Here is a 21376-nt window from a genome sequence, read left to right as displayed (position 1 = left end):
CGGTGGACGGCGGGCCGGTGACCGTGCTTGTGGTCGACGACAGCGGCCCCAAGCGATACCTGCTGGTCAACTGGCTGACCCGGGCCGGCTTCGTCACCGTCGAGGCCGAGAACGGCACGGCGGCGCTGGAGCGGGTGGACCGGGAACACATCGACCTCGTGGTGCTCGACGTCCGTCTGCCGGACATGAGCGGCTTCGAGGTGTGCGAGCGGATCAAGGAGGCGCACCCGTCGATCCCGGTCATCCACGTCTCCGCGCACGCGGTCGACGTGGTCGACCGGGCGCAGGGTCTCACCCGGGGCGCGGACGCCTACCTGGCCGAGCCGATCGAGCCGGAGGAACTGGTCGCCACCGCCCACGCGGTGCTGCGCTACTACCAGGCCCGGCGGCGGGCCGAGCAGCTCGCCGAACGGCTCGCCGCGCTCGCCGACGCCACTGTGGAGATGCACGCGACGCCGAACTTCGTCCGGCTGCTGGAGGCCGCCGCGAGCGGCGCGGCGCGGATCTTCAATGCCCCGGCGGCGGTGGTCGCCGAGACGTTCGACGGGGACTGCCTGGCGGGCGTGGCGGCCGACCCGCACACACCGGCCACCATCGTGCCGTGGGTGGTGGACGACACCGGAGTGCCGATCGGCACCCGGGTACGCGTCGACGAGCCGGCCAACTGGGCGCTGGCCGGCTGGCCCGACGGCGACACCGTGACCGTCGCCGCCTCCCGGCTGCGCGAGGACCGGGCCCCGCTCTACGTGGTGGTGCCGACCGCCACCCAGACCGTACGCACGCCGGTGCTGGTGCAGCTCGCCCAGGCGGTCGCCTCGGCGGTCGAGGCGCAGCGGTCCTTCGACGAGGAGCACCGGATCGCTGTGACGTTGCAGCGCAGCCTGCTGCCGCAGCGGCTGCCCGACGTCGTCGGCCTGGACCTGGCCGTTCGGTACGAGCCGGCGAGCGCGCAGACCGAGGTGGGCGGCGACTTCTACGAGCTGGTGATGCTCGACGGCCACCTGCTGGTGGCGATCGGTGACGTGGCCGGGCACTCGCTGCACGCCGCCACGGTGATGGCCGAGCTGCGGCACGCGGTACGGGCGTACGCGGTCGAGGGGCACCAGCCGGGCGTGATCCTGGACCGGGTCAACGAGCTGATGCGCAACCTGCTGCCGACCGAGCTGGCCACCATCTGCGTGCTGCTGCTCCACCCGCCGACCGGGGTGGTCCGGCTGGCCAGCGCCGGGCACCTGCCGGCGTTGCTCAGCCGGGACGGGAGGGTCGAGTTCGTGACGCAGTCGGCGCCCCTGCTCGGCGTACGCGCGCCGCGCCCGCCGGACCTGGAGTTCGTGCTGCCCGCCGGGGCCACGCTCGTGCTCTACACCGACGGGCTGATCGAACGGCGGGACGCCACGATCGACGACGGCATGGCGGCGCTCGGCGTGGCCGCCACCCGGGTGGACGACGACCTGGACGATTTCTGCCGGCGGCTGCTCGTCGAGCTGGCGCCGCCGGAGATCCACGACGACGTCGCTGTGGTAGCGGTCCGTCGCCGCTGATCCCCTGGTCCTGAGAAGTGGGGCCGATCGACGCCGTCCTCATACGCTGGCCCGATGAATACCAAGACCAGTGAACTGCTCGCCGTCGCGGCGCCGGGTACGGCCGCTGTGGTGCGCGGCATCTCCGACGACCAGCTCGTCCTGCCCACCCCCTGCCCGGACTACACAGTGCGCGACCTGCTGGGCCACCTGTTCGACGTGGTGGTCAACTTCCAGGCGCTGGCCCGCCGGGAGGAGGTCGACTGGTCCGGCAAGACCGACCACCTGACCGACGGCTGGCGGGACCGGTTCGCGACCGAGGCGGCCCGGCTGACCGAGGCGTGGTCCGACCCGGCCACACAGGAGGGGGTCTCCCCCGGCATGGGACTGCCGCAGGAGACGGTCGGCATGATGGCCCTGATCGACCTCACCGTCCACGGATGGGACCTGGCGCGGGCCACCGGCCAGGAGCTGACCGTGGACCCGGCAGTGGTGGCCGCGGGACACGAGTTCATGGACCGGATGGGCGACACGGGGCAGAAGATGGGCGCGTTCGGCCCGCCGGTGCCCACCGGCGCGGCACCGGACAGCATGGACGCGCTGCTCGGCCGGGCCGGGCGCGACCCGGCCTGGACCCGCTGAACCGAACGGCCCGCGTGGTGCGCCGCGCGGGCCGTTCTTGACACCACTATTCGCTCAGCGAATAGTAGGGCCGTGTCCACGTCGCACGTCCTGCTCGGGCTGCTCGCCGCCGGCCCGCGCCACGGCTACGAGCTGAAGCGCGCGCACGACGAGCGGCTGCCCCGCGCCCGGCCGCTCGCCTTCGGGCAGGTCTACGCGACACTGGCCCGCCTGTGCCGCGACGGCCTCGTGGCCACGGCCGGGCAGACCCGCGAGAGCGGACCGGACCGCACCTCGTACGCGCTCACCGAGGACGGGCGGGCGGCGCTGGACCACTGGCTCGCCACCGTCGAGCCGCCGATGCCGTACGTGGCCAGCACGCTCTTCGCCAAGGTGGTGGTCGCGCTCCTGGTGGCCGACGTCGACCAGGCCCGCGTCTACCTGATCGCGCAGCGGCAGGCGCACACGCAACGCCTGCGCGAACTGACCGCGCTGAAGACGGCCCCCGGCGCCCGCCTCGACGAGGTGGTCGCCGCCGACTTCGCCATCGCCCACCTCGACGCCGATCTCCGGTGGCTGCACACCACCCTCGACCGGGTCGCCGACTGGCACCGGGAGGTGCGCACGTGACGTTCCTGCAAGCGCGCGGAGTGGTCCGCGCCTACGGTCACAACCCCGCGCTGCGCGGTGTGACGCTCGACGTGGCCGAAGGCGAGATCGTCGCGGTCACCGGCCCGAGCGGCTGCGGCAAGTCCACGCTGCTGCACTGTCTCGCCGGCATCCTGCGCCCCGACGCCGGTCAGGTCACCTGGCGCGGAGAACGGATCGACACGTGGTCGGAGGCGGCCCGCTCGCGGCTGCGCCGTACCGAATTCGGGGTGCTGTTCCAGTTCGGTCAGCTCGTCGCCGAGCTGACCGCCGCGGAGAACGTCGCGCTCCCGCTGTTGCTCGCCGGCACGGGGCGGCGAGCGGCGCGGACGGCGGCGCTCTCCTGGCTGGACCGGCTCGGCGTGGCCGACGTCGCCGACGCCCGGCCCGGTGAGATGTCCGGCGGGCAGCAGCAACGCTGCGCGCTGTCCCGGGCGCTCGTCACCGAACCACGGGTGATCTTCGCCGACGAGCCGACCGGCGCGCTCGACACGCTGGCCGGCGAGCAGGTGCTCACCCAACTGGTCCGGCTGGCCCGCGAGCAGCGCACCACAGTCGTGCTGGTGACGCACGAGCCGCGCATCGCCGCGTACGCGGACCGGGAGGTCAGCCTGCGCGACGGCATGGTCGACCACACCGGGCTCGGGCTCGACCCGGCGCTGCCGGGCGGGTCGCGGTGAGGCCGGGGACGCTGCTGCGTCTCGTGCTGGCGGGCACCCGCACCGACATCGCACGGGTGGTGCTCACGGCGGTGAGCGCCGCGCTCGCGACGCTGGCCGGGCTGGCCGCGCTGACCGTGCTGTCGGTGGTGAAGCCGTCCGGCGACGAAGGGCTCAACTCCGACCAGTACACCAACGCCCTGCTGCGGGAACCCGGTCTGCGCCCCGGCGTGGCGTTCGCGTTGCTGCTGCTCTGCGTACCGGTCCTGGGGCTGGCCGGGCAGTGCGCCCGCCTCGGCGCGCCGGGCCGGGACCGGCGGCTGGCCGCGTTCCGGCTGGCCGGTGCCACCCCCGGGCAGGTCACCCGGGTCGCGGTCGCCGAGACCGGCGTGGCGAGCCTGCTCGGCACCCTCGTCGGCCTGGCCGTCTTCCTGGCCGGGCACCGGCTGCTGCACCGGCCCGACGCGGACGGGCGGCTGCCGCTGCCCACCGACGTGCACCCGGCCCCGGTGGCGGTGGCAGCCGTCGTGCTCGGCCTGCCGCTGGTCGCCGCGCTGGTGAGCGCGTTGCTGCTGCGGCGGGTCGCCACCACCCCGTTCGGCGTCGTACGCAAGGTCCGCACCCGGGCGCCCTGGCCGTGGCCGGGCGTGCTCATCCTCGCCGCGCTGGCGATGTTCGCCGCGATCCGCCCGCTCCTGCTCTGGTACGAACGGCGTGGCGCCGTGGCCCCCGACTGGCTGGTGCCGACATTGCTCGTCGTCGGCGGGCTGACCGCGATGATCGGCGTGGTGTCGGGCACCGGCTGGATCTCGTACCGGACCGGCCGGCTGCTGCACCGGCACGGACGCGGCCCGGCCGCCCTGCTCGCCGCCCGCCGGCTGGCCGCCGACCCGTGGGCCGGCAGCCGCACCTTCGCCGCGTTGCTGGCCGCGCTGATCTTCGGCGCCGGTGCCGCAGGGCTGCGTGCCGACTTCCAGGCCGAGGCCGAGGTGACCCGCCGCACCGGCTCCGGAATGGCCGACCCGGGCTTCTACCTCGGCGCGATGGACCTGGTCGACCTCGCGGTCCTGGTGGCGATGGCGATCGCCGGCGGTGGGCTGCTCGTGGCGGTGGTCGAGGGGATCACCAGCCGGCGACGGGCGTACGCGGCGCAGGTGGCGACCGGCGTGCCACGGGCCACCATCGGCCGGTCGCTGCTCTGGGCCGCGCTCGCCCCCGCCGTACCCGCGATCGGGCTCGCGTTGACGGTCGGCTACCTGCTGGTCCGGGGCGTCATGCCGGCACCGAGCAACGGCGGCTTCACGCGGACGATCTGCGACGCCGGCTCGGAACTGTGCGGCGATCCGGCCACCGCGGCGCGGTACACCCGTACCGAATGGGTGCCGAAGACGACAGTTCCGCCGGACGTACCGTGGGATCAGCTGGCCTGGCTCGCGGCGGGCGGGCTGGCGGCGGTGCTGTGCACGGTCGTAGCCGGCCTGCTGTTCCTGCGCACCGCGACGTCGGTGGAGGAACTGCGCGCGGGCTGAGCGGTCAGCGGCCGAGCAGGCCCCCGTGTAAGGAAGGGCCCCTTATTAACAGACGTCTGTTAATAAGGGGCCCTTCCTTACACCTCAGGCGCGGCCGACGCGGTCGAGGATCCAGGCGTTGACGAACGCCTCCTCGCGCCAGGAGTCGTACCGGCCGCTCGGGCCGCCGTGGCCCGCGCCCATCTCGGTCTTGAGCAGGTAGTCGCCGGCCGGCGCGAGCGACCGCAGCCGGGCGATCCACTTGGCCGGCTCGTGGTAGAGCACGCGCGTGTCGTTGAGGCTGGTCACCGCCAGGATGGCCGGGTATTCGACGGTGGCCACGTTCTCGTACGGCGTGTACGACTTCATGTACGCGTAGACCTCGGGGTCGTCGAGCGGGTTGCCCCACTCCTCCCACTCGGTGACAGTCAGCGGCAGCGACGGGTCGAGGATCGAGGTGAGCGCGTCCACGAACGGCACCTGCGCGACGATGCCGGTGAACGCGTCCGGGGCGAGGTTCGCCACCGCGCCCATCAGCAGGCCGCCGGCCGAGGCGCCCCGGGCGACCAGCCGGTCGCTCGCCGTCCAGCCCGCCTTCACGAGGTGCCGGGCGCAGGCCACGAAGTCGGTGAAGGTGTTCTTCTTGGCCAGCAGCTTGCCCTCGTCGTACCAGCGCCGGCCCAGCTCACCGCCGCCCCGGATGTGCGCCACCGCGAAGATCACGCCGCGGTCGAGCAGGCTCAGCCGGGCGATCGAGAACCACGGGTCCATGCTCGCCTCGTACGACCCGTAGCCGTAGATGACGGCGGGCGCCGAGCCGTCGCGCGGGGTGTCGCGGCGGCAGACGAGCGAGATCGGTACGCGGGTGCCGTCGTCGGCGAGCGCCCAGTCCCGGTGCTGCTCGTAGTCGGCCGGGTCGTACGCCCGCCCGTCCGGCCCGGGGCGGACCGGCTTCTGCCGGCGCAGCGTCAGCTCCCGGGTGACCAGGTCGTAGTCGTAGACCGAGTCGGGGGTGACGAGCGAGGTGTAGCGCAGCCGCACCTCGCTCGTGCGGTACTCGGGGTTGGCGTCCAGCCCGACGCTGTAGATCGGCTCGGGGAAGTCGATGTCCCAGCTGTCGTCGGTGCCCACCGGCAGCACCCGCAGGCCGGTCAGGCCGTTGGTGCGCAGCGACACCACGAGGTGGTTCTCGAACGCGTCGACCGCCTCCAGCCGGGTGCCAGGGGTGTGCGGGATCAGCGGCTCCCACTCGCCCGGCGAGTCCGCCGAGGTGTACGCCAGCGCGAAGTCCTCCGCGCCGTCGTTGTGCAGGATCAGGAAGCGGTGGCCGTGGTGCTCCACCGCGTACTCGATGCCCTGACGCCGCGGGGCCACGACGGCGGGCTCGCCGGTCGGGTTGGACGCCGGGATCACCCACACCTCGCTGGTGATCTTGCTGTGGATGTCGATGACCACGAAACGCTCGGAGCGGGTCAGCTCGACGCCGACCCAGAACCGCTCGTCGTCCTCCTGGTAGACCACCACGTCCTCGGTGGACGCCGTGCCGACGGTGTGCCGCCAGACCCGGTTCGGCCGCCACGCCTCGTCCACAGTCACGTAGAACAGCGTGGACGCGTCGCTGGACCAGGCCGTGCCGTAGAACGTGTCCGGTACCTCGTCCGGCAGCGACTCGCCGGTGGTCAGATCCTTGATCCGCAGCGTGAAGCGCTCGTCGCCGGAGAAGTCGGTGGAGTAGGCCAGCCAGCGCCCGTCCGGGCTGACGTCGAACGCGCCGAGCGAGAAGAAGTCGTGCCCCTCGGCGAGCTGGTTGCCGTCGAGCAGCACCTCCTCGCCGTCGAGCGGGGCGCCGTCCGCGCTGACCGGGGGCGCCGTCTCGCCCGGCAGGACCGCGCGCCGGCAGTGCACACCGTACTGCTGGCCCTCGACCGTGCGGGTGTAGTACCAGTAGCCGTCCTTGCGGGTCGGCACCGACAGGTCGGTCTCCTGGGTGCGCCGGCGCGTCTCCTCGAACAGCTCCGCGCGCAGGCCGGCCAGGTGGGCGGTGCGCGCCTCGGTGTACGCGTTCTCGGCGTCCAGATACGCGATCGTGTCCGGGTCGTCCTTGGCGGCGAGCCAGGCGTACTCGTCGAGGACTGTGTCACCGTGATGAAGGCGCTCGGTCGGGACGCGCTTGGCGACGGGCGGTGGGGTTTCGGTCACGGCGCCACGTTACCGGTCGGCGGGCCGCCACCGGGCTCGCCCGCCGACCGAATCCGGCGACTCGCCGCCAGGTCTTTCGAACATGTGTACGATAACCGCCATGGCGGATGCGGCACGTTCCACCGACCGACTCGAAGCCCTCGACATCACCCGGAAGCTGGCCGCGATCTGCGGCACCCCGTTCGCCCGCTTCGCCGGCCCGGCCGACGAGGTGGCCGGCCGTACCGCCCGATGGGTGGCCGTGCCGGGCGGCCCGCACGCCGCGGCGGAGGTGTTGCGGCTGGCCGCGGCGCACGACCTGACAGTGGTGCCGCGCGGCGCCGGGACGAAGATCGACTGGGGGGCCGCGCCGGCGCAGGTGGACATCATGCTCGACACCGGCCGCCTCGCCGGGGTCTGGCACGAGCCGCGCGACGCGGCGGTGGCCGAGATCGGTGCCGGTACGCCGCTGCGCGCCGTCCAGGCCACGCTCGCGCGCACCAACCGGCGGCTGCCGGTCGACGCGCCCTCGCCGGGCGCGACGCTCGGCGGGGTGCTCGCCGCCGACGAGTCCGGTCCGCTGCGTCACCGGCACGGCAGCCCGTGCGCCCAGCTCGTCGGGGTGCGCTATCTGGACGCCGACGGCGAGTTGGTGAGCGTCGGCGAGTCCGGGACGGAGGCGCTCGGCCGGGCCACCCCTGGCAGCGGCGGTGGCCGGGCGAGTGGACGCGGTCCGGCGGGCGGTGCCGGCGGCGATCCGGGTCGCGGCGGCGGGGACGCGATACTCGGCCGGGGCGAGGTGCCCGGGCTGGACGTGGCCCGGCTGCTCTGCGGCTCGCAGGGCGGGCTCGGCGTGCTGGTCTCGGCCACCATGCGGGTGCACGCCATCCCGGCCGGCCGGCTCTGGGTGTCCCGCCCGGTGTGGACGCCACTGGAGGTGCACGACCTGGTCCGGGCCGTCCTGGCCGCGGGCGTCGATCCGGCCGCCGTCGAACTGGACCTGCCGGTGCCGGTGCCGCTGCCCCGGCGCCGCATTCCGCCGACGCACCCGTCGGTGGTCAACCGCCCCGACCATCCCGCCGTGACCGGACGACCCGCGGCGGGCAGCCTCGTGGTGCTGCTGGAGGGCGGCCCGGCCGACGTGACCGAGCGGGCCGAGCGGCTCACCGCCGTCCTCGGCGCCGAGGCGATCGTCAGCCACCACGCACCGGAATGGTGGGGGCGTTACCCGTTCGCGCCCGGCGACACGGCGCTGCGCATCGAGGTGCCCATCAACGACCTGCACGCAGCCGTCTACGCGTTGCGCGACGCCACCGGCGGCCCGGTGCCGGTACGCGGCTCGGCCGGCTCGGGCACCGTCCACGCCGCCCTGTCCGGCGCGCTGCCGCCCGAGCGGGTCGCCTCGATCCTCACCGCGGTTCGCAGCGTGCTGATCGCCCGACGGGGTCGGTGCGTGGTGGTGGCCGCGCCCGCGGCGGTACGCCGTGCCGTGGACCTCTGGGGCGAGCTGCCCACGTTGCCGAGACTGCGCAGCGCCAAGGCCCACCTGGATCCGCACCATCGCCTGGCCCCCGGCCGCCTCCCCGGCGGCCTCTGACCCACCTGCCCCGCCTGGCCCGGCCCTGTCCCCGCCGGCCCTCGCCCGGCCCACCCTCACTCGGTGATCAAGGAGTTTGTGTCAGATTTCGCGCCCTCCTGAGCCACAAACTCCTTGATCACCGCCGACGGGGCGGGCGGAGGCGTCACGAGGGGAGGAGTTGAGGGCGAGACGGGGAGGGCTGGAGGGCTGCGCCGGGGAGCGAGCGCCACGACGGGCGGGCTCAACAGCCGCGACGGGGCGGGCTCAACGGTCACGACGGCGAGCTGAGCGCCGCGAACGACGGCTGAGGCGTCCGCGCAGGAGGGAGCGCTCGTTGACCATGAAGTTGGCGGGGAGGAATCGGGCGAAATGAGCGGCTAAGTTCATGATCGTCGAGGCGGACGCCGACGCCGACGCCGAACCCGGAGCGGACGCGGGGCGGGCGGGGCGAGCGGGCTAGGGGGTGTCGTTTCGGAGGACCAGGATGGCGATGTCGTCGCGTGGGGGCTCCACCGAGAAGGCGATGGTGGCGGCGCGCAGCCGGGCGGCCACCACGTCGGCCGAGTACCCGGCCAGCGGCGCCGCCGACTCGCGCAGCCGGTCGGTGCCGAACAGCTCCCGTCCGCGCCGCCGCTCGGTGACCCCGTCGGTGTAGAAGATCAGCGCGTCGCCGGGCTTGAGTGTCAGCTCGGCGGTCGGCGTGGTGATCGTGTCGAGCAGGCCCAGCGCCGTACCGCCGGCGCCGACGAACGTCGCCCCTCCACCGCCGTGCAGCAGCACCGGGCGGTCGTGGCCGGCCAGGTGCAGCGAGACGTCGAGCTGGTCGCCGTCGCCGGGTGCGACAGCCGCCAGCGCCAGCGTGCAGTAACGCCCGCCGCCGCGTTCCACGAGCGTCTCGTTGAGCCGGCCGAGCACCTCGGGCAGCGGTTTGCCGTCGCCGACGAGCACCCGGATCACGTCGCGGACCAGGCCGGTCACGGCGGCGGCCTGCACGCCCTTGCCTGACACGTCGCCGACCACCACGAGCCAGCGGCCGTCCGGCAGCGGGAGCACGTCGTAGAAGTCGCCGCCGACCTCCGCGTCGTCGCCGGTCGGGACGTACTCGGCGGCGAAGCCGATGCCCTCGACCACCGGGAGCACCGGCGGCAGCAGCGACTGCTGGAGCGTCTGGGCGACCCGGCGGCGCTCGGCGTGGATGCGGGCGTTCTCGATGGCGAGGGCGGCGCGGCGGGCCACGTCCTCCAGCACCGAGACCTCGTCCGGGTCGTGCCGGTGCCGCTGGTGCCGGCCCACGGCGAGGGTGCCGAGCCGCTGGCCGCGGGCGATGAGCGGTACGGCGAAGCCCTCCATCGGCCCGCCGAGCGGCACCTGGGCGGCGTTGCGGGACGCCTCGCGCAGCCGGGACTGGATCGAGTCCTGGCCGGTCTCCTGGAGGATCCGGTGCAGCTGCGGCAGCATCGCCTCGTCGGCGTGGCTCGACGCGGCGAGCCGCAGGCGGCCCCACTCGTCGGTGGTGTGCACGGCGCACCACTGGCCGAGCCGGGGCACCACGAGCTGCGGGATGAGCGCCATGGTCAGCTCGACGTCGAGCGACTGGGCGAGCAGTTCACTGGCCTCGGCCAGGAACGTCAGCCAGGTGGAGCGGCGTACGTCGGCGCGGCGCAGCCGGTCGTTCTCCAGGTGCAGCGACAGCCGTTCGGCGGCCAGTACGGCGAGCGGCCGGGCGTACGCCGAGGGCGCCGCGTCCAGCTCCAGCTCACCGGAGTACGGCCGGTGCACGGCGAGTGGGACGCGCAGCAGCTCGTTGCCCTCGCGCGCCGGCCGGCCGTACCGGGCGAAGACCTGGGTGCCGAGTCCGTCGCCCCGGTCCAGCCGGACCGTGCCACCGGCGGCGCCCACCATCTCGGCGACCCGGGTCAGCAGTCCGGTGGCGAACTCGGGCAGCGGCTCGTCGGCGTACGCGTCAGGGGTGAGCTGCATCAGCTCACTCATCGCCGCGGCGCTCGGCGTACCGTCGCCGTTTCCTTCCGGTTCGGCGACGCGCAGTGGGCCGGCCGACGGCCGGGCGGAACCGCCGGGGCCGGGCCGGTCCAGGCGGAACCAGACGCCCTTGCCGGTGGGCAGGTACGTGGTGCCCCACCGGCTGGAGAAGTGGTCGACGAGCAGCAGGCCGCGCCCTCGGGCGGCGACCTCGGTGATGTCGGACGTGGTGTTGCGCACGCCCACGATCAGCTCGTCGACCGGGCCGGAGGCGAAGTCGGTGACTGTCACGGTGAGGCCGTTGCGGTCGGTGTCGACCTCGATGTCCAGTTCGGTACGCGCGTGTTCGACGGCGTTGGTGGTCAGCTCGGTGGTGAGCAGCAGCGCCTCGTTCAGCAGTTCGGGCAGCCGCGCTTCGAGCAGCATGGTGCGGACCAGCGCGCGGGCCGCCGCCGGGGTGCGGCGGTCGGCGGGGAGGCGGACCCGGCGGACGCGCTCGTCCGCGCCGCCGCTAGCAGGCCCTGCCTCCGCTGACACCTTCGTATCCTCCACCGCGCCCACCCCGGGTGCCAAGCATCAGGCCGAACCCGCCACCCGGGTCGATACCGCACGTGACGCGCGATCACACGCGGTGACCTCGACGGATCGCGCGGCACAATGATGGGATGGCCCGTGTGACGGCACGAGCCCGAGCGGAGCGAGGATCGATGGCCACGGTGAATCAGTCGGTGACCGCTGACCCGTCCGCGTCCGACCACGAGGTGCTCCTCGGCGAACTGGTCGAGGCGTTGCGCAGGGTGGGACGCGGCGATCTCCGGGTGCGCCTGCCCCGGCGGGCGGGGCTGCCCGGTGAGGTCGCCGACGCCTTCAACGACGTGGTGTCGTTGCAGGAGCGGCAGCATCTGGACCTGCGGCGGATCAGCCGGATCGTCGGCCGCGACGGCCGGCTGACCGAGCGCCTGGACGACGAGGGCCTGGACGGCTCCTGGGCGGAGGGGCAGCGCGCGGTCAACTCGCTCATCGACGACCTGGGCCGGCCGACCACCGAGATCGCCCGGGTCATCGTGGCGGTGGCCGACGGCGACCTGTCCCAGCACATGGCGCTGGAGATCGACGGTCGCCCGCTGCGCGGTGAGTACCTGCGCATCGGCCGGACCGTGAACACGATGGTGGACCAGCTCTCGTCGTTCGCCGACGAGGTGACGCGCGTGGCGCGTGAGGTGGGCACCGAGGGCAAGCTGGGCGGCCAGGCCGACGTGCGCGGGGTGGCGGGCACCTGGAAGGACCTCACCGACTCGGTGAACACCATGGCGTCGAACCTCACCGGGCAGGTGCGGTCGATCTCCCAGGTGGCGACGGCTGTGGCGAAGGGCGACCTGTCGCAGAAGATCACGGTCGGCGCGCGCGGCGAGGTGGCCGAGCTGGCCGACACCATGAACTCGCTCACCGACACGCTGCGGCTGTTCGCCGAGCAGGTGACCCGGGTGGCCCGCGAGGTGGGCACCGAGGGCAAGCTGGGCGGCCAGGCCGAGGTGCCGGGCGTGGCCGGCACGTGGAAGGACCTGACCGACAACGTCAACTCGATGGCGTCGAACCTGACCGCGCAGGTGCGCAACATCGCCCAGGTGTCGACGGCGGTGGCGAAGGGCGACCTGTCGCAGAAGATCACGGTGGCCGCCCAGGGCGAGATCCTGGAGCTGAAGGACACCGTGAACACGATGGTGGACCAGCTCTCCTCGTTCGCCGACGAGGTGACGCGCGTGGCGCGTGAGGTGGGCATCGAGGGCAAGCTGGGCGGCCAGGCGCAGGTGCGCGGCGTCTCCGGCACGTGGCGTGACCTCACCGAGAACGTCAACCAGCTCGCCGGCAACCTGACCAGCCAGGTCCGCAACATCTCCCAGGTCTCCACCGCGGTGGCCAAGGGCGACCTGGGTCAGAAGATCACAGTGGACGCGCAGGGCGAGATCCTGGAGCTGAAGAACACCGTCAACACGATGGTGGACCAGCTCTCCTCGTTCGCCGACGAGGTGACCCGGGTGGCCCGTGAGGTGGGTACCGAGGGCAAGCTGGGTGGTCAGGCCCAGGTCAAGGGCGTCTCGGGTACGTGGCGGGACCTGACCGACAACGTGAACTCGATGGCGTCGAACCTGACCAGCCAGGTGCGGAACATCGCCTCGGTCACCACCGCCGTGGCGAAGGGCGACCTGTCGCAGAAGATCACTGTGGACGCCCGGGGCGAGATCCTGGAGCTGAAGTCGACTGTCAACACGATGGTGGACCAGCTCTCGTCGTTCGCCGACGAGGTCACGCGGGTGGCCCGCGAGGTGGGCACCGAGGGCAAGCTCGGCGGCCAGGCCCAGGTACGCGGCGTCGCCGGCACCTGGCGCGACCTGACCGACAACGTGAACTCGATGGCGTCGAACCTGACCGCGCAGGTGCGCAACATCGCCCAGGTGTCGACAGCCGTGGCCAAGGGTGACCTGTCGCAGAAGATCACAGTGGACGCGCAGGGCGAGATCCTGGAGCTGAAGTCCACTGTCAACACGATGGTGGACCAGCTCTCGTCGTTCGCCGACGAGGTCACGAGGGTGGCGCGTGAGGTGGGTACCGAGGGCAAGCTGGGTGGTCAGGCCCAGGTCAAGGGCGTCTCGGGTACGTGGCGGGACCTGACCGACAACGTGAACTCGATGGCGTCGAACCTGACCAGCCAGGTGCGGAACATCGCCTCGGTCACCACCGCCGTGGCGAACGGCGACCTGGGCCAGAAGATCACCGTGGACGCGCAGGGCGAGATCCTGGAGCTGAAGAACACCGTCAACACGATGGTCGACCAGCTCTCCTCGTTCGCCGACGAGGTCACGAGGGTGGCCCGTGAGGTGGGTACCGAGGGCAAGCTGGGTGGTCAGGCCCAGGTCAAGGGCGTCTCCGGTACGTGGCGCGACCTCACCGAGAACGTCAACCAGCTCGCCTCCACTCTGACCACGCAGTTGCGCGCGATCGCGCAGGTCTCCACGTCGGTGACCCGTGGTGACCTGACCCAGCGGATCAACGTGAAGGCGCAGGGCGAGGTCGCCGAGCTGAAGGACAACATCAACCAGATGATCGTCACCCTCCGGGAGACGACCAAGAAGAACGCCGAGCAGGGCTGGCTGGACTCGAACCTGGCCCGGATCGGTGGTCTGCTCCAGGGACAGCGCGACCTGGGCGAGGTCTGCCGGATGATCATGCAGGAGGTGACCCCGCTGGTGGACGCGCAGCTCGGCGCGTTCTTCCTGGCGGACAGCTCCGAGGGCAGCATGCGGCTGCGGCTCACCGCCTCCTACGGGTACGTGGCACGCGGCCACGACGTCACGTTCGGCCCGGGTGAGGGGCTGGTCGGGCAGGCCGCCCTGTCGCGCCGGACGATCCGGGTCAAGGCGCAGCCGGACGGGCGCCTCGTCGTACGGTCCGGGCTGGCCGACACGCCCCCGGCCGACCTGGTGGTGCTGCCGGTCCAGTTCGAGGGCGAACTGCTCGGCGTGATCGAGTTCGCCGGTGTGGCCACGTTCTCCGAGCTGCACCTGGCGTTCCTGGAGCGGCTGGTGCTCACCATCGGCGTCGCTGTCAACACCATCCAGGCCAACCGGCGTACGGAGGAACTGCTGGCGCAGTCGCAGCGGCTGGCGCACGAGATGCAGGACCAGTCGGCCGAGTTGCAGCGCACCAACGCCGAGCTGGAGGACAAGGCGAAGCTGCTGTCCGAGCAGAAGGCCAACATCGAGACGCAGAACCGGGAGATCGAACTGGCCCGGCTCGGCCTGGAGGAGAAGGCACAGCAGCTCACCCGCGCGTCGGCGTACAAGTCGGAGTTCCTGGCGAACATGAGCCACGAGCTGCGTACGCCGCTGAACTCGCTGCTCCTGCTGGCCCGGCTGCTGGCCGAGAACCCGGAGCGCAACCTCAGCGCGAAGCAGATCGAGTTCGCCCGGACCATCCACGGCGCCGGGTCGGACCTGCTGTCGCTGATCGACGACATCCTCGACCTGTCCAAGATCGAGGCGGGCCGGATGGACGTGGAGCCCACCGAGATCCAGTTCGCCGAGATCCGCGGCTACGTCGAGCAGGCGTTCGCGCCGCAGGCCGAGGAGAAGGGCCTGGACTTCCAGGTACGGGTCAGCCGTGACCTGCCGCCCGCGCTGGTCACCGACGCCCAGCGGTTGCAGCAGATCCTGCGCAACCTGCTGTCCAACGCGGTGAAGTTCACCGACAACGGCGCGGTGACGCTGCGGATCGGCCCGGCGGCCGAGAACGCCGTCTTCGACGTACCGGCGCTGACGAACGCGCAGCGGGTGATCGCGTTCACCGTGATAGACACCGGCATCGGGATCTCCGACGACAAGCTGTCGCTGATCTTCGAGGCGTTCCAGCAGGCGGACGGCACCACCAGCCGCCGCTACGGCGGCACCGGGCTGGGCCTGTCCATCAGCCGTGACCTGGCCCGCCTGCTCGGCGGCACGATCACCGTCTCGTCCGCGCCCGGTCAGGGTTCGACGTTCACTCTCTTCGTACCCGATGTGCTGGCGCCGGACGCGGTGGTGGCGCCGGCGCCACCGTCGCCGAGCCGCGCGGGCCTGCCGTCGTCGCTGCTCATGCCGATGGAGCTGCCGCAGCCGCAGGAGACGCCCGCCACCCGGCGTCTGGACGGCGTGACCGTGCTGATCATCGACGACGACGTGCGGAACGTGTTCGCGCTGACGTCCGCGTTGGAACTGCACGGGATGACCGTGTTGTACTCGGACAACGGGGCGGACGGTGTCCGCCAGCTCGCCGAGCACCCGGAGGTGGACATCGTCCTGATGGACGCCATGATGCCGGACCAGGACGGGTACGAGACGACAGCGCAGATCCGCCGCAACCACCGGTTCGCGGACCTGCCGATCGTCTTCCTGACCGCGAAGGCGATGCCCGGCGACCGGGAGTCGGCGCTCGGCGCCGGCGGCAGCGACTACATCACCAAGCCGGTGGACCTGGACGAGCTGATCGAACTGATGGCGTCCTGGATCAGCCGGAGCCGAGGCGAGGAGAACGCGTGACGCAGACGGCCAAGGCCCTGCTGGTGGACGACCGGCGGGAGAACCTGATGGCACTGGAGGCGATCCTCCAGGGTCTCCCGGTGCAGTCGGTCGCGGTGGAGAGCGGCGAGGCGGCGCTCAAGCAGCTCCTGGTGGACGACTTCGCGGTGATCCTGCTGGACGCCCAGATGCCGGACATGGACGGGTTCGAGACCGCCACCCACATCAAGCGGCGCGAGCGCACCCGGCACGTACCGATCATCTTCCTGACCGCCGCGGACAAGGACGCCCAGCTCGCGCTGCGCGGCTACGCGGCCGGCGCGGTCGACTACCTGACCAAGCCGTTCGACCCGTGGGTGCTGCGGGCCAAGGTGACGGTCTTCGTCGACCTGTGGGTGAAGACGCGGCAGCTCGCCGCCCAGTCGGATCTGGTGCGGGAACGGGATCTGCAGTGGCGGCACCTGACCGACGCGGTCGACGAGGCGACGGCGCTGCTGCGCGCCGACGACGACCCGTCCACCCGGGAACGCGCGGTGGAGCTGCTGGAGCAGGCGCGCTGGGGCAACATCCGCTGACGGTTCAGCCGCCGGCCGGGCCGCCGTGCCCGGTCGCGGCCCGCCGGGCCCGCCAGCGGTCGCCGAGCGATTCCAGCTCCTCCTGTACGAAGAGGAAGAAGTCGCGCATCTCGGCGACCCGCTCACCGGCCGGTGTGCTCCGGCCGTGCAGTGCGTCGACCCCGCCGGCGGCGATGTCGATGAAGTTCTTGTAGAGCGTGGTCTTGGTGATGGTCGCCTCGTACCACGGGTTGTCGGGCATCCGGTAGCGGTCGCGCCGGGAGCCCTTGACCGGCTCGCGGACCAGCATGGCGAACTGGGTCAGGTAGCGCACCGCGCCGCTCACCGCCGCCGCGCTGACGCCGAGCCGCTCGGCGATCTCGCCCGCGGTGAGCGGGTCGTCGGCGCTCATCACTGTGAACAGGACCCGGGCGGCCATCCGGGGGAAGCCCACGTCGGCGAAGGCCATCGCCATCCGCTCGACGAAGAGGTGGACCTCTTCCTCGTCGTGCTGGGGCGGCACGTTCATGGTCGGCTCCTCGACACTCACCCCGTGACCCTACAGTCTTCACAACTTTGTGAAACGAGCGTAGCTTCTGAAGTATGGAAACGGCAATCGATGTGTCCGGCCTGGTGAAGACCTTCGGCCGCACCCGGGCCCTCGACGGGCTCGACCTGACCGTTCGCACCGGAGAGGTGCACGGCTTCCTGGGCCCGAACGGCTCCGGCAAGTCGACCACCATCCGGGTGCTGCTCGGCCTGCTGCGGGCGGACGCGGGGGCCGTCCGACTGCTGGGCGGCGACCCGTGGCGGGACGCGGTGGCGCTGCACCGGCGCCTCGCGTACGTACCCGGCGACGTCACGCTCTGGCCCGGCCTCAGCGGCGGCGAGGTGATCGACCTGCTCGGCCGGCTGCGCGGCGGGCTCGACCCGGAACGCCGCGCCGAGCTGCTGGAATCGTTCGAGCTGGACCCGCGCAAGAAGGGCCGCACCTACTCCAAGGGCAACCGGCAGAAGGTCGGTCTGGTCGCCGCGCTCGCCTCCGACGTCGAACTGCTCATCCTCGACGAGCCGACCTCCGGGCTCGACCCGCTGATGGAGGAGGTCTTCCAGCACTGGGTCCGCCGCGCCCGGCAGGACGGGCGGACCGTGCTGCTGTCCAGCCACATCCTGGCCGAGGTGGAGGCGCTCTGCGACCGGGTGACGATCATCCGGGCCGGCCGGGCGGTGGAGTCAGGCACGCTCGGGGACCTGCGCCACCTGCACCGCACCGCGATCGACGCCGAGGTCACCGCGCCGCTGGACGGCCTGGCCGACCTGCCGGGCGTGCACGACCTGCGGGTGGACGGGCAGCGGGTCCGCTTCGACGTGGACACCGCGTCGCTCGACGCCGCGCTGCGCCGGCTCACCGAGCTGGGGGTACGCAGCCTGGTCAGCACGCCGCCCACGCTTGAGGAACTGTTCCTGCGGCACTACGAGACGACGCCGTCCGAGGCGGCGCCCGCCTCCGACGCGGCGCCCTCTTCCGACGCGGCGCCCTCCGAGACGGCGGACCGGTCATGAGCGCGCTCACCGGCACGCGTCACCTGGTCCGGCTGATCCTGCGCCGGGACCGCCTCCTGCTGCCGCTGTGGGTGCTCGTGCTCGCGGTGCTGCCGATCACGTACGCGGCCAGCTTCTTCGAGCTGTTCCCCACCGCCGCCGAGCGGGCCGCGTACCTGGAGGGCACCGCCCGCAACCCGTCGATCGTCGCGCTGCTCGGCCCGGCGTACGGCGACAGCGTCGGCGCGCTCACCGCCCAGCGCAGCGGCTTCCTGCTGCTCATCGTCGCGCTGGCGAGCCTGCTCACGGTCATCCGGCACACCCGCACCGAGGAGGAAGCCGGGCGACGGGAACTGCTCGGCGGCAGCGTGCTCGGGCGGCACGCCGGGCTGACCGCCGCGCTGCTCGTCACGTACGGCGCCGACCTGGTGCTCGGGCTGCTCACCGCCGCCGGGCTCGTCTCGACCGGGCTGCCGGTCGGCGGCTCGGTCGCATACGGACTGGTCACCGTGCTGACCGGCGCCGTCTTCGCCACGCTCGGCGGGCTGGCCGCCCAGCTCACCGAGACCGCGGGCGGGGCGCGGGGCATCGGCCTCGCCGGTCTCGGCGCCGCGTTCGGGCTGCGCCTGGCCGGGGACACCGCCGGCAACGACTGGCCGAGCTGGCTGTCCCCGCTGGGCTGGGCCGCCCGCGTCCGCCCGTACGAGGGGGAGCGGTGGTGGGTGCTGCTGCTGCCACTGGCCGCCACCGTGCTGCTCGCCGTGCTCGCGTACCCGATCTCGGTCCGCCGCGACCTGGGCGCGGGCGTGCTGCCGCCCCGGCTCGGCCCGGCCGGCGCGGGCGGCGCGTTGTCCGGTCCGTTCGGGCTGGCCTGGCGGCTGCACCGGGGGCAGATCCTCTGGTGGTCGGTCGGGTTCGGCCTGCTCGGGCTGATCCTCGGTGGCGCGGCCGAGGCGGCCGGCCGGTCGGTCGAGGGGAGTCCGCGGATGGAGGAGATCGTGGCCCGGCTCGGCGGCGCGTCCGGGATGGCCGACGCGTACCTGGGGGTCACGCTGAGCCTGGCCGGGCTCGCAGCAGCCGGGTACGGCATCCAGGCCGCGCTGCGGATGCGGGCCGAGGAGGCCGCCGGGCACGCCGAGCCGGTGCTCGCCACCGGGACGCGGCGCTCGACCTGGCTGCTCTCGCACGTGGCGTTCGCGCTGCTCGGCCCGGTCGTGGTGCTCGGAGTGACCGGTCTGGCCACCGGCCTGACGTACGGGCTGAGCACCGGTGACGTGCCCCGCCAGCTGGGCCGGATGCTCGCCGCGGGCCTGGCCCAGGTGCCTGCGGCGTGGGTGCTGGCCGGGCTCGCCGTGCTGCTCTACGGCCTGCTGCCCCGGCTCGCGTCCGCCGCGTGGGTGGTGCTGGCGGTCTGCGTGCTGCTCGGGCAGCTCGGCGCCGTGCTGGAGCTGGACCAGTGGCTGCTGGACGTGTCCCCGTTCACGCACACCCCGCAGGTGCTGCGCGACGCGTGGACCCCCACCCCGCTCTACGTGCTGACGGCCCTGGCGGTGACCCTGGCCACAGCAGGCCTGCTGACGTTCCGCCGCCGCGACCTCCCCGTCCTCTGATCCGCGTTGATCTTGCACTTGTGGCCCCGGCAAAACGGGCGAATCACCCGCACGGGGGGCCGCAAGTGCAAGATCGCGGGGGAGGGCGGAGGTGAGGGCTACGGGGTGGCTTCGTTGCGGATCATCAGGGCGCTGCGGAGGCCGGTGATGTCCAGGACGCGGATCAGGAAGTCGCCGACGTTGGTGAGCATCAGCAGGCACTGGGTGTGGCTGGCCTTGCGGCTGAGCACCACGAGCGTGCCGAGGCCCTGCGAGTCGCAGAACGTGACCCCGGCCAGGTCGAGCACGATGCGCGGGGGCGGATCCGCCAGCACCTCGTTCACCACTGTCGAGAGCTGGGCGGCCGTGAGCATGTCGATCTCACCGGCCAGGCGAAGCACGGCTTCGTCACCCGTCCGGTGTACGGTGATGGACAGTTCGGCACGATCCACCCGGTCAGCCTATCGCGATCTCGACCGACGGGCCTGTCGAGCGGATCGCCGTCGGTCCGCCGCGCCGCTCAGGCGGGTGAGCGGCGGGTGAGCCTGGTAACCCCCGTTGCGGGGTGCCTGCCAGGCAGCGCTCCGGCGCTGACACAATGGCCCCATCGTGACCGAGACCTTTTCCGCCGGATCCGGCCGTTACCCGGCCGACGCCCCGGCCTCCGAGGCCCTGTTCGACCGCGCCAAGGCCGTCGTGCCCGGCGGGGTCAACTCTCCCGTGCGCGCGTTCCGTGCCGTCGGCGGCACCCCGCGCTTCATGGTCCGGGGGGAGGGTCCGTGGCTCTTCGACGCCGACGGTCGGCGTTACGTCGACCTGGTCTGCTCCTGGGGTCCGCTGATCCTCGGTCACGCGCACCCGGCAGTGGTGGAGGCGCTGCGCGAGGCGGCGCCGCTCGGCACCAGCTTCGGCACGCCGACGCCGGGTGAGGTCGACCTGGCCGAGGAGATCATCGCGCGGACGCCGGTGGAGCAGGTGCGCCTCGTCAACTCCGGCACCGAGGCGACCATGTCGGCGATCCGGCTGGCCCGCGGCTTCACCGGCCGCGCCAAGATCATCAAGTTCTCCGGCTGCTACCACGGCCACTCCGATTCGCTGCTCGCCGCCGCCGGCTCCGGCGTGGCCACCTTCGGCCTGCCCGACTCGCCCGGCGTGACCGGCGCGGCGGCCGGCGACACCATCGTGCTGCCGTACAACGACCTGCGCGCGGTCGAGGAGGCGTTCGCCGCCGAGGGGCAGCACATCGCCGCGATCATCACCGAGGCCGCCGCCGGCAACATGGGCGTGATCGCGCCCCGCGACGGTTTCAACTCCGAGCTGGCCCGGATCGCCCACGCCAACGGCGCGCTGCTCATCGTCGACGAGGTGATGACCGGGTTCCGGGTGTCCCGCGCCGGATGGCACGGCCTCGACCCCTCGGACGCGGACCTGTGGACGTACGGGAAGGTCATGGGTGGCGGCCTGCCCGCCGCGGCGTTCGGCGGGCGCGCGGAGATCATGGCGAAACTCGCCCCGGCCGGCCCGGTCTACCAGGCCGGCACGCTCTCCGGCAACCCGCTGGCCTGCGCGGCCGGGCTGGCCACGCTGCGGCTGGCCGACGACGCGCTCTACCGGCGGCTCGACGAGACCGCCGCCGGGCTGGGCAAGCTGACCACCGAGGCGCTGTCCGCGGCGGGCGTGCCGCACCGCCTCTCCACCGCGGGCAACATGTTCTCGGTCTTCTTCACCGACGCGGACGTGCACGACTACGACAGCGCCCGCACCCAGGTGGTGCCGGCGTTCAAGGCGTTCTTCCACGCGATGCTCGCCGGTGGCGTCTACCTGCCGCCGAGCGCGTTCGAGTCGTGGTTCGTCTCGACCGCGATCGACGACGCCGCGTGGGAGCAGATCGCCGCCGCCCTGCCGGTGGCGGCGCGGGCGGCGGCAGCGGCGGGACACGGGGGGTAA

The 21376-nt window shown here is 72.8% G+C and carries 15 protein-coding genes; 11 read left to right on the top strand and 4 right to left on the bottom strand.

Annotated elements, in window-relative coordinates; translation table 11 throughout:
- Positions 1-2 precede the first annotated feature (2 nt).
- From FHX31_RS28530 to FHX31_RS28510, 5 genes are all read left to right on the top strand, one after another.
- Positions 3-1541, top strand: coding sequence for a SpoIIE family protein phosphatase (locus tag FHX31_RS28530; protein ID WP_091330416.1), 1539 nt, complete (start codon positions 3-5; stop codon positions 1539-1541).
- 54 nt (positions 1542-1595) lie between these two features.
- The gene (locus FHX31_RS28525) at positions 1596-2162 is read left to right on the top strand and encodes a TIGR03086 family metal-binding protein (RefSeq protein ID WP_047893440.1); all 567 of its coding nucleotides are present in this window, start codon (positions 1596-1598) and stop codon (positions 2160-2162) included.
- A 72-nt stretch (positions 2163-2234) separates the two neighbouring features.
- Positions 2235-2771, top strand: a complete 537-nt coding sequence (locus FHX31_RS28520) for a PadR family transcriptional regulator (RefSeq protein ID WP_013473508.1) — start codon at positions 2235-2237, stop codon at positions 2769-2771.
- Positions 2768-3469, top strand: coding sequence for an ABC transporter ATP-binding protein (locus FHX31_RS28515; RefSeq protein WP_013283530.1), 702 nt, complete (start codon positions 2768-2770; stop codon positions 3467-3469). Before FHX31_RS28520 ends, FHX31_RS28515 begins: the two co-directional genes overlap by 4 nt.
- Positions 3466-4977, top strand: a complete 1512-nt coding sequence (locus tag FHX31_RS28510) for an FtsX-like permease family protein (protein WP_184977491.1) — start codon at positions 3466-3468, stop codon at positions 4975-4977. The genes FHX31_RS28515 and FHX31_RS28510 overlap by 4 nt, the downstream gene beginning before the upstream one ends.
- An 84-nt stretch (positions 4978-5061) precedes the next feature.
- Here FHX31_RS28510 and FHX31_RS28505 read toward each other — a convergent pair whose 3' ends face one another.
- The gene (locus FHX31_RS28505) at positions 5062-7155 is read right to left on the bottom strand and encodes a S9 family peptidase (RefSeq protein WP_184977490.1); all 2094 of its coding nucleotides are present in this window, start codon (positions 7153-7155) and stop codon (positions 5062-5064) included.
- 100 nt (positions 7156-7255) lie between these two features.
- On the opposite strand from FHX31_RS28505, the gene FHX31_RS28500 reads away from it, so the two are divergent.
- On the top strand, positions 7256-8731 hold the full coding sequence (locus tag FHX31_RS28500) for an FAD-binding oxidoreductase (RefSeq protein WP_486481707.1): 1476 nt from the start codon (positions 7256-7258) through the stop codon (positions 8729-8731).
- 438 nt (positions 8732-9169) lie between these two features.
- Here FHX31_RS28500 and FHX31_RS28495 read toward each other — a convergent pair whose 3' ends face one another.
- Positions 9170-11230: a SpoIIE family protein phosphatase gene (locus FHX31_RS28495; protein ID WP_030273524.1), complete on the bottom strand. Its 2061-nt coding sequence runs from the start codon at positions 11228-11230 to the stop codon at positions 9170-9172.
- Positions 11231-11400: 170 nt separating this feature from the next.
- Between FHX31_RS28495 and FHX31_RS28490 the strand changes: the two genes are divergently transcribed.
- Both FHX31_RS28490 and FHX31_RS28485 read left to right on the top strand, forming a co-directional pair.
- Complete coding sequence (locus tag FHX31_RS28490; protein ID WP_184977488.1) at positions 11401-15765, top strand: HAMP domain-containing protein; 4365 nt, start codon at positions 11401-11403, stop codon at positions 15763-15765.
- Positions 15762-16319, top strand: coding sequence for a response regulator (locus tag FHX31_RS28485; RefSeq protein ID WP_184977487.1), 558 nt, complete (start codon positions 15762-15764; stop codon positions 16317-16319). Before FHX31_RS28490 ends, FHX31_RS28485 begins: the two co-directional genes overlap by 4 nt.
- Before the next feature lie 4 nt (positions 16320-16323).
- Here FHX31_RS28485 and FHX31_RS28480 read toward each other — a convergent pair whose 3' ends face one another.
- Positions 16324-16848: a GbsR/MarR family transcriptional regulator gene (locus tag FHX31_RS28480; RefSeq protein WP_225319687.1), complete on the bottom strand. Its 525-nt coding sequence runs from the start codon at positions 16846-16848 to the stop codon at positions 16324-16326.
- A gap of 53 nt (positions 16849-16901) precedes the next feature.
- Between FHX31_RS28480 and FHX31_RS28475 the strand changes: the two genes are divergently transcribed.
- The gene (locus tag FHX31_RS28475; protein ID WP_030273529.1) at positions 16902-17861 is read left to right on the top strand and encodes an ABC transporter ATP-binding protein; all 960 of its coding nucleotides are present in this window, start codon (positions 16902-16904) and stop codon (positions 17859-17861) included.
- Positions 17858-19450 carry an ABC transporter permease gene (locus FHX31_RS28470; protein WP_071097139.1) on the top strand — a complete coding sequence of 531 codons (1593 nt, stop codon included), beginning with the start codon at positions 17858-17860 and terminating at the stop codon, positions 19448-19450. Before FHX31_RS28475 ends, FHX31_RS28470 begins: the two co-directional genes overlap by 4 nt.
- Before the next feature lie 98 nt (positions 19451-19548).
- Here the strand turns inward: FHX31_RS28470 and FHX31_RS28465 are convergent, their stop codons facing one another.
- Positions 19549-19881: an STAS domain-containing protein gene (locus FHX31_RS28465; RefSeq protein WP_013283540.1), complete on the bottom strand. Its 333-nt coding sequence runs from the start codon at positions 19879-19881 to the stop codon at positions 19549-19551.
- Between the two features lie 157 nt (positions 19882-20038).
- On the opposite strand from FHX31_RS28465, the gene hemL reads away from it, so the two are divergent.
- Positions 20039-21376 carry a glutamate-1-semialdehyde 2,1-aminomutase gene (gene hemL / locus FHX31_RS28460; protein ID WP_184977486.1) on the top strand — a complete coding sequence of 446 codons (1338 nt, stop codon included), beginning with the start codon at positions 20039-20041 and terminating at the stop codon, positions 21374-21376.

It is taken from the genome of Micromonospora sp. CNZ286, from assembly GCF_014207755.1.
The sequence above is the reverse complement of the archived record's forward strand: the minus strand, read 5'-3'. Positions and strand labels throughout refer to the sequence as shown.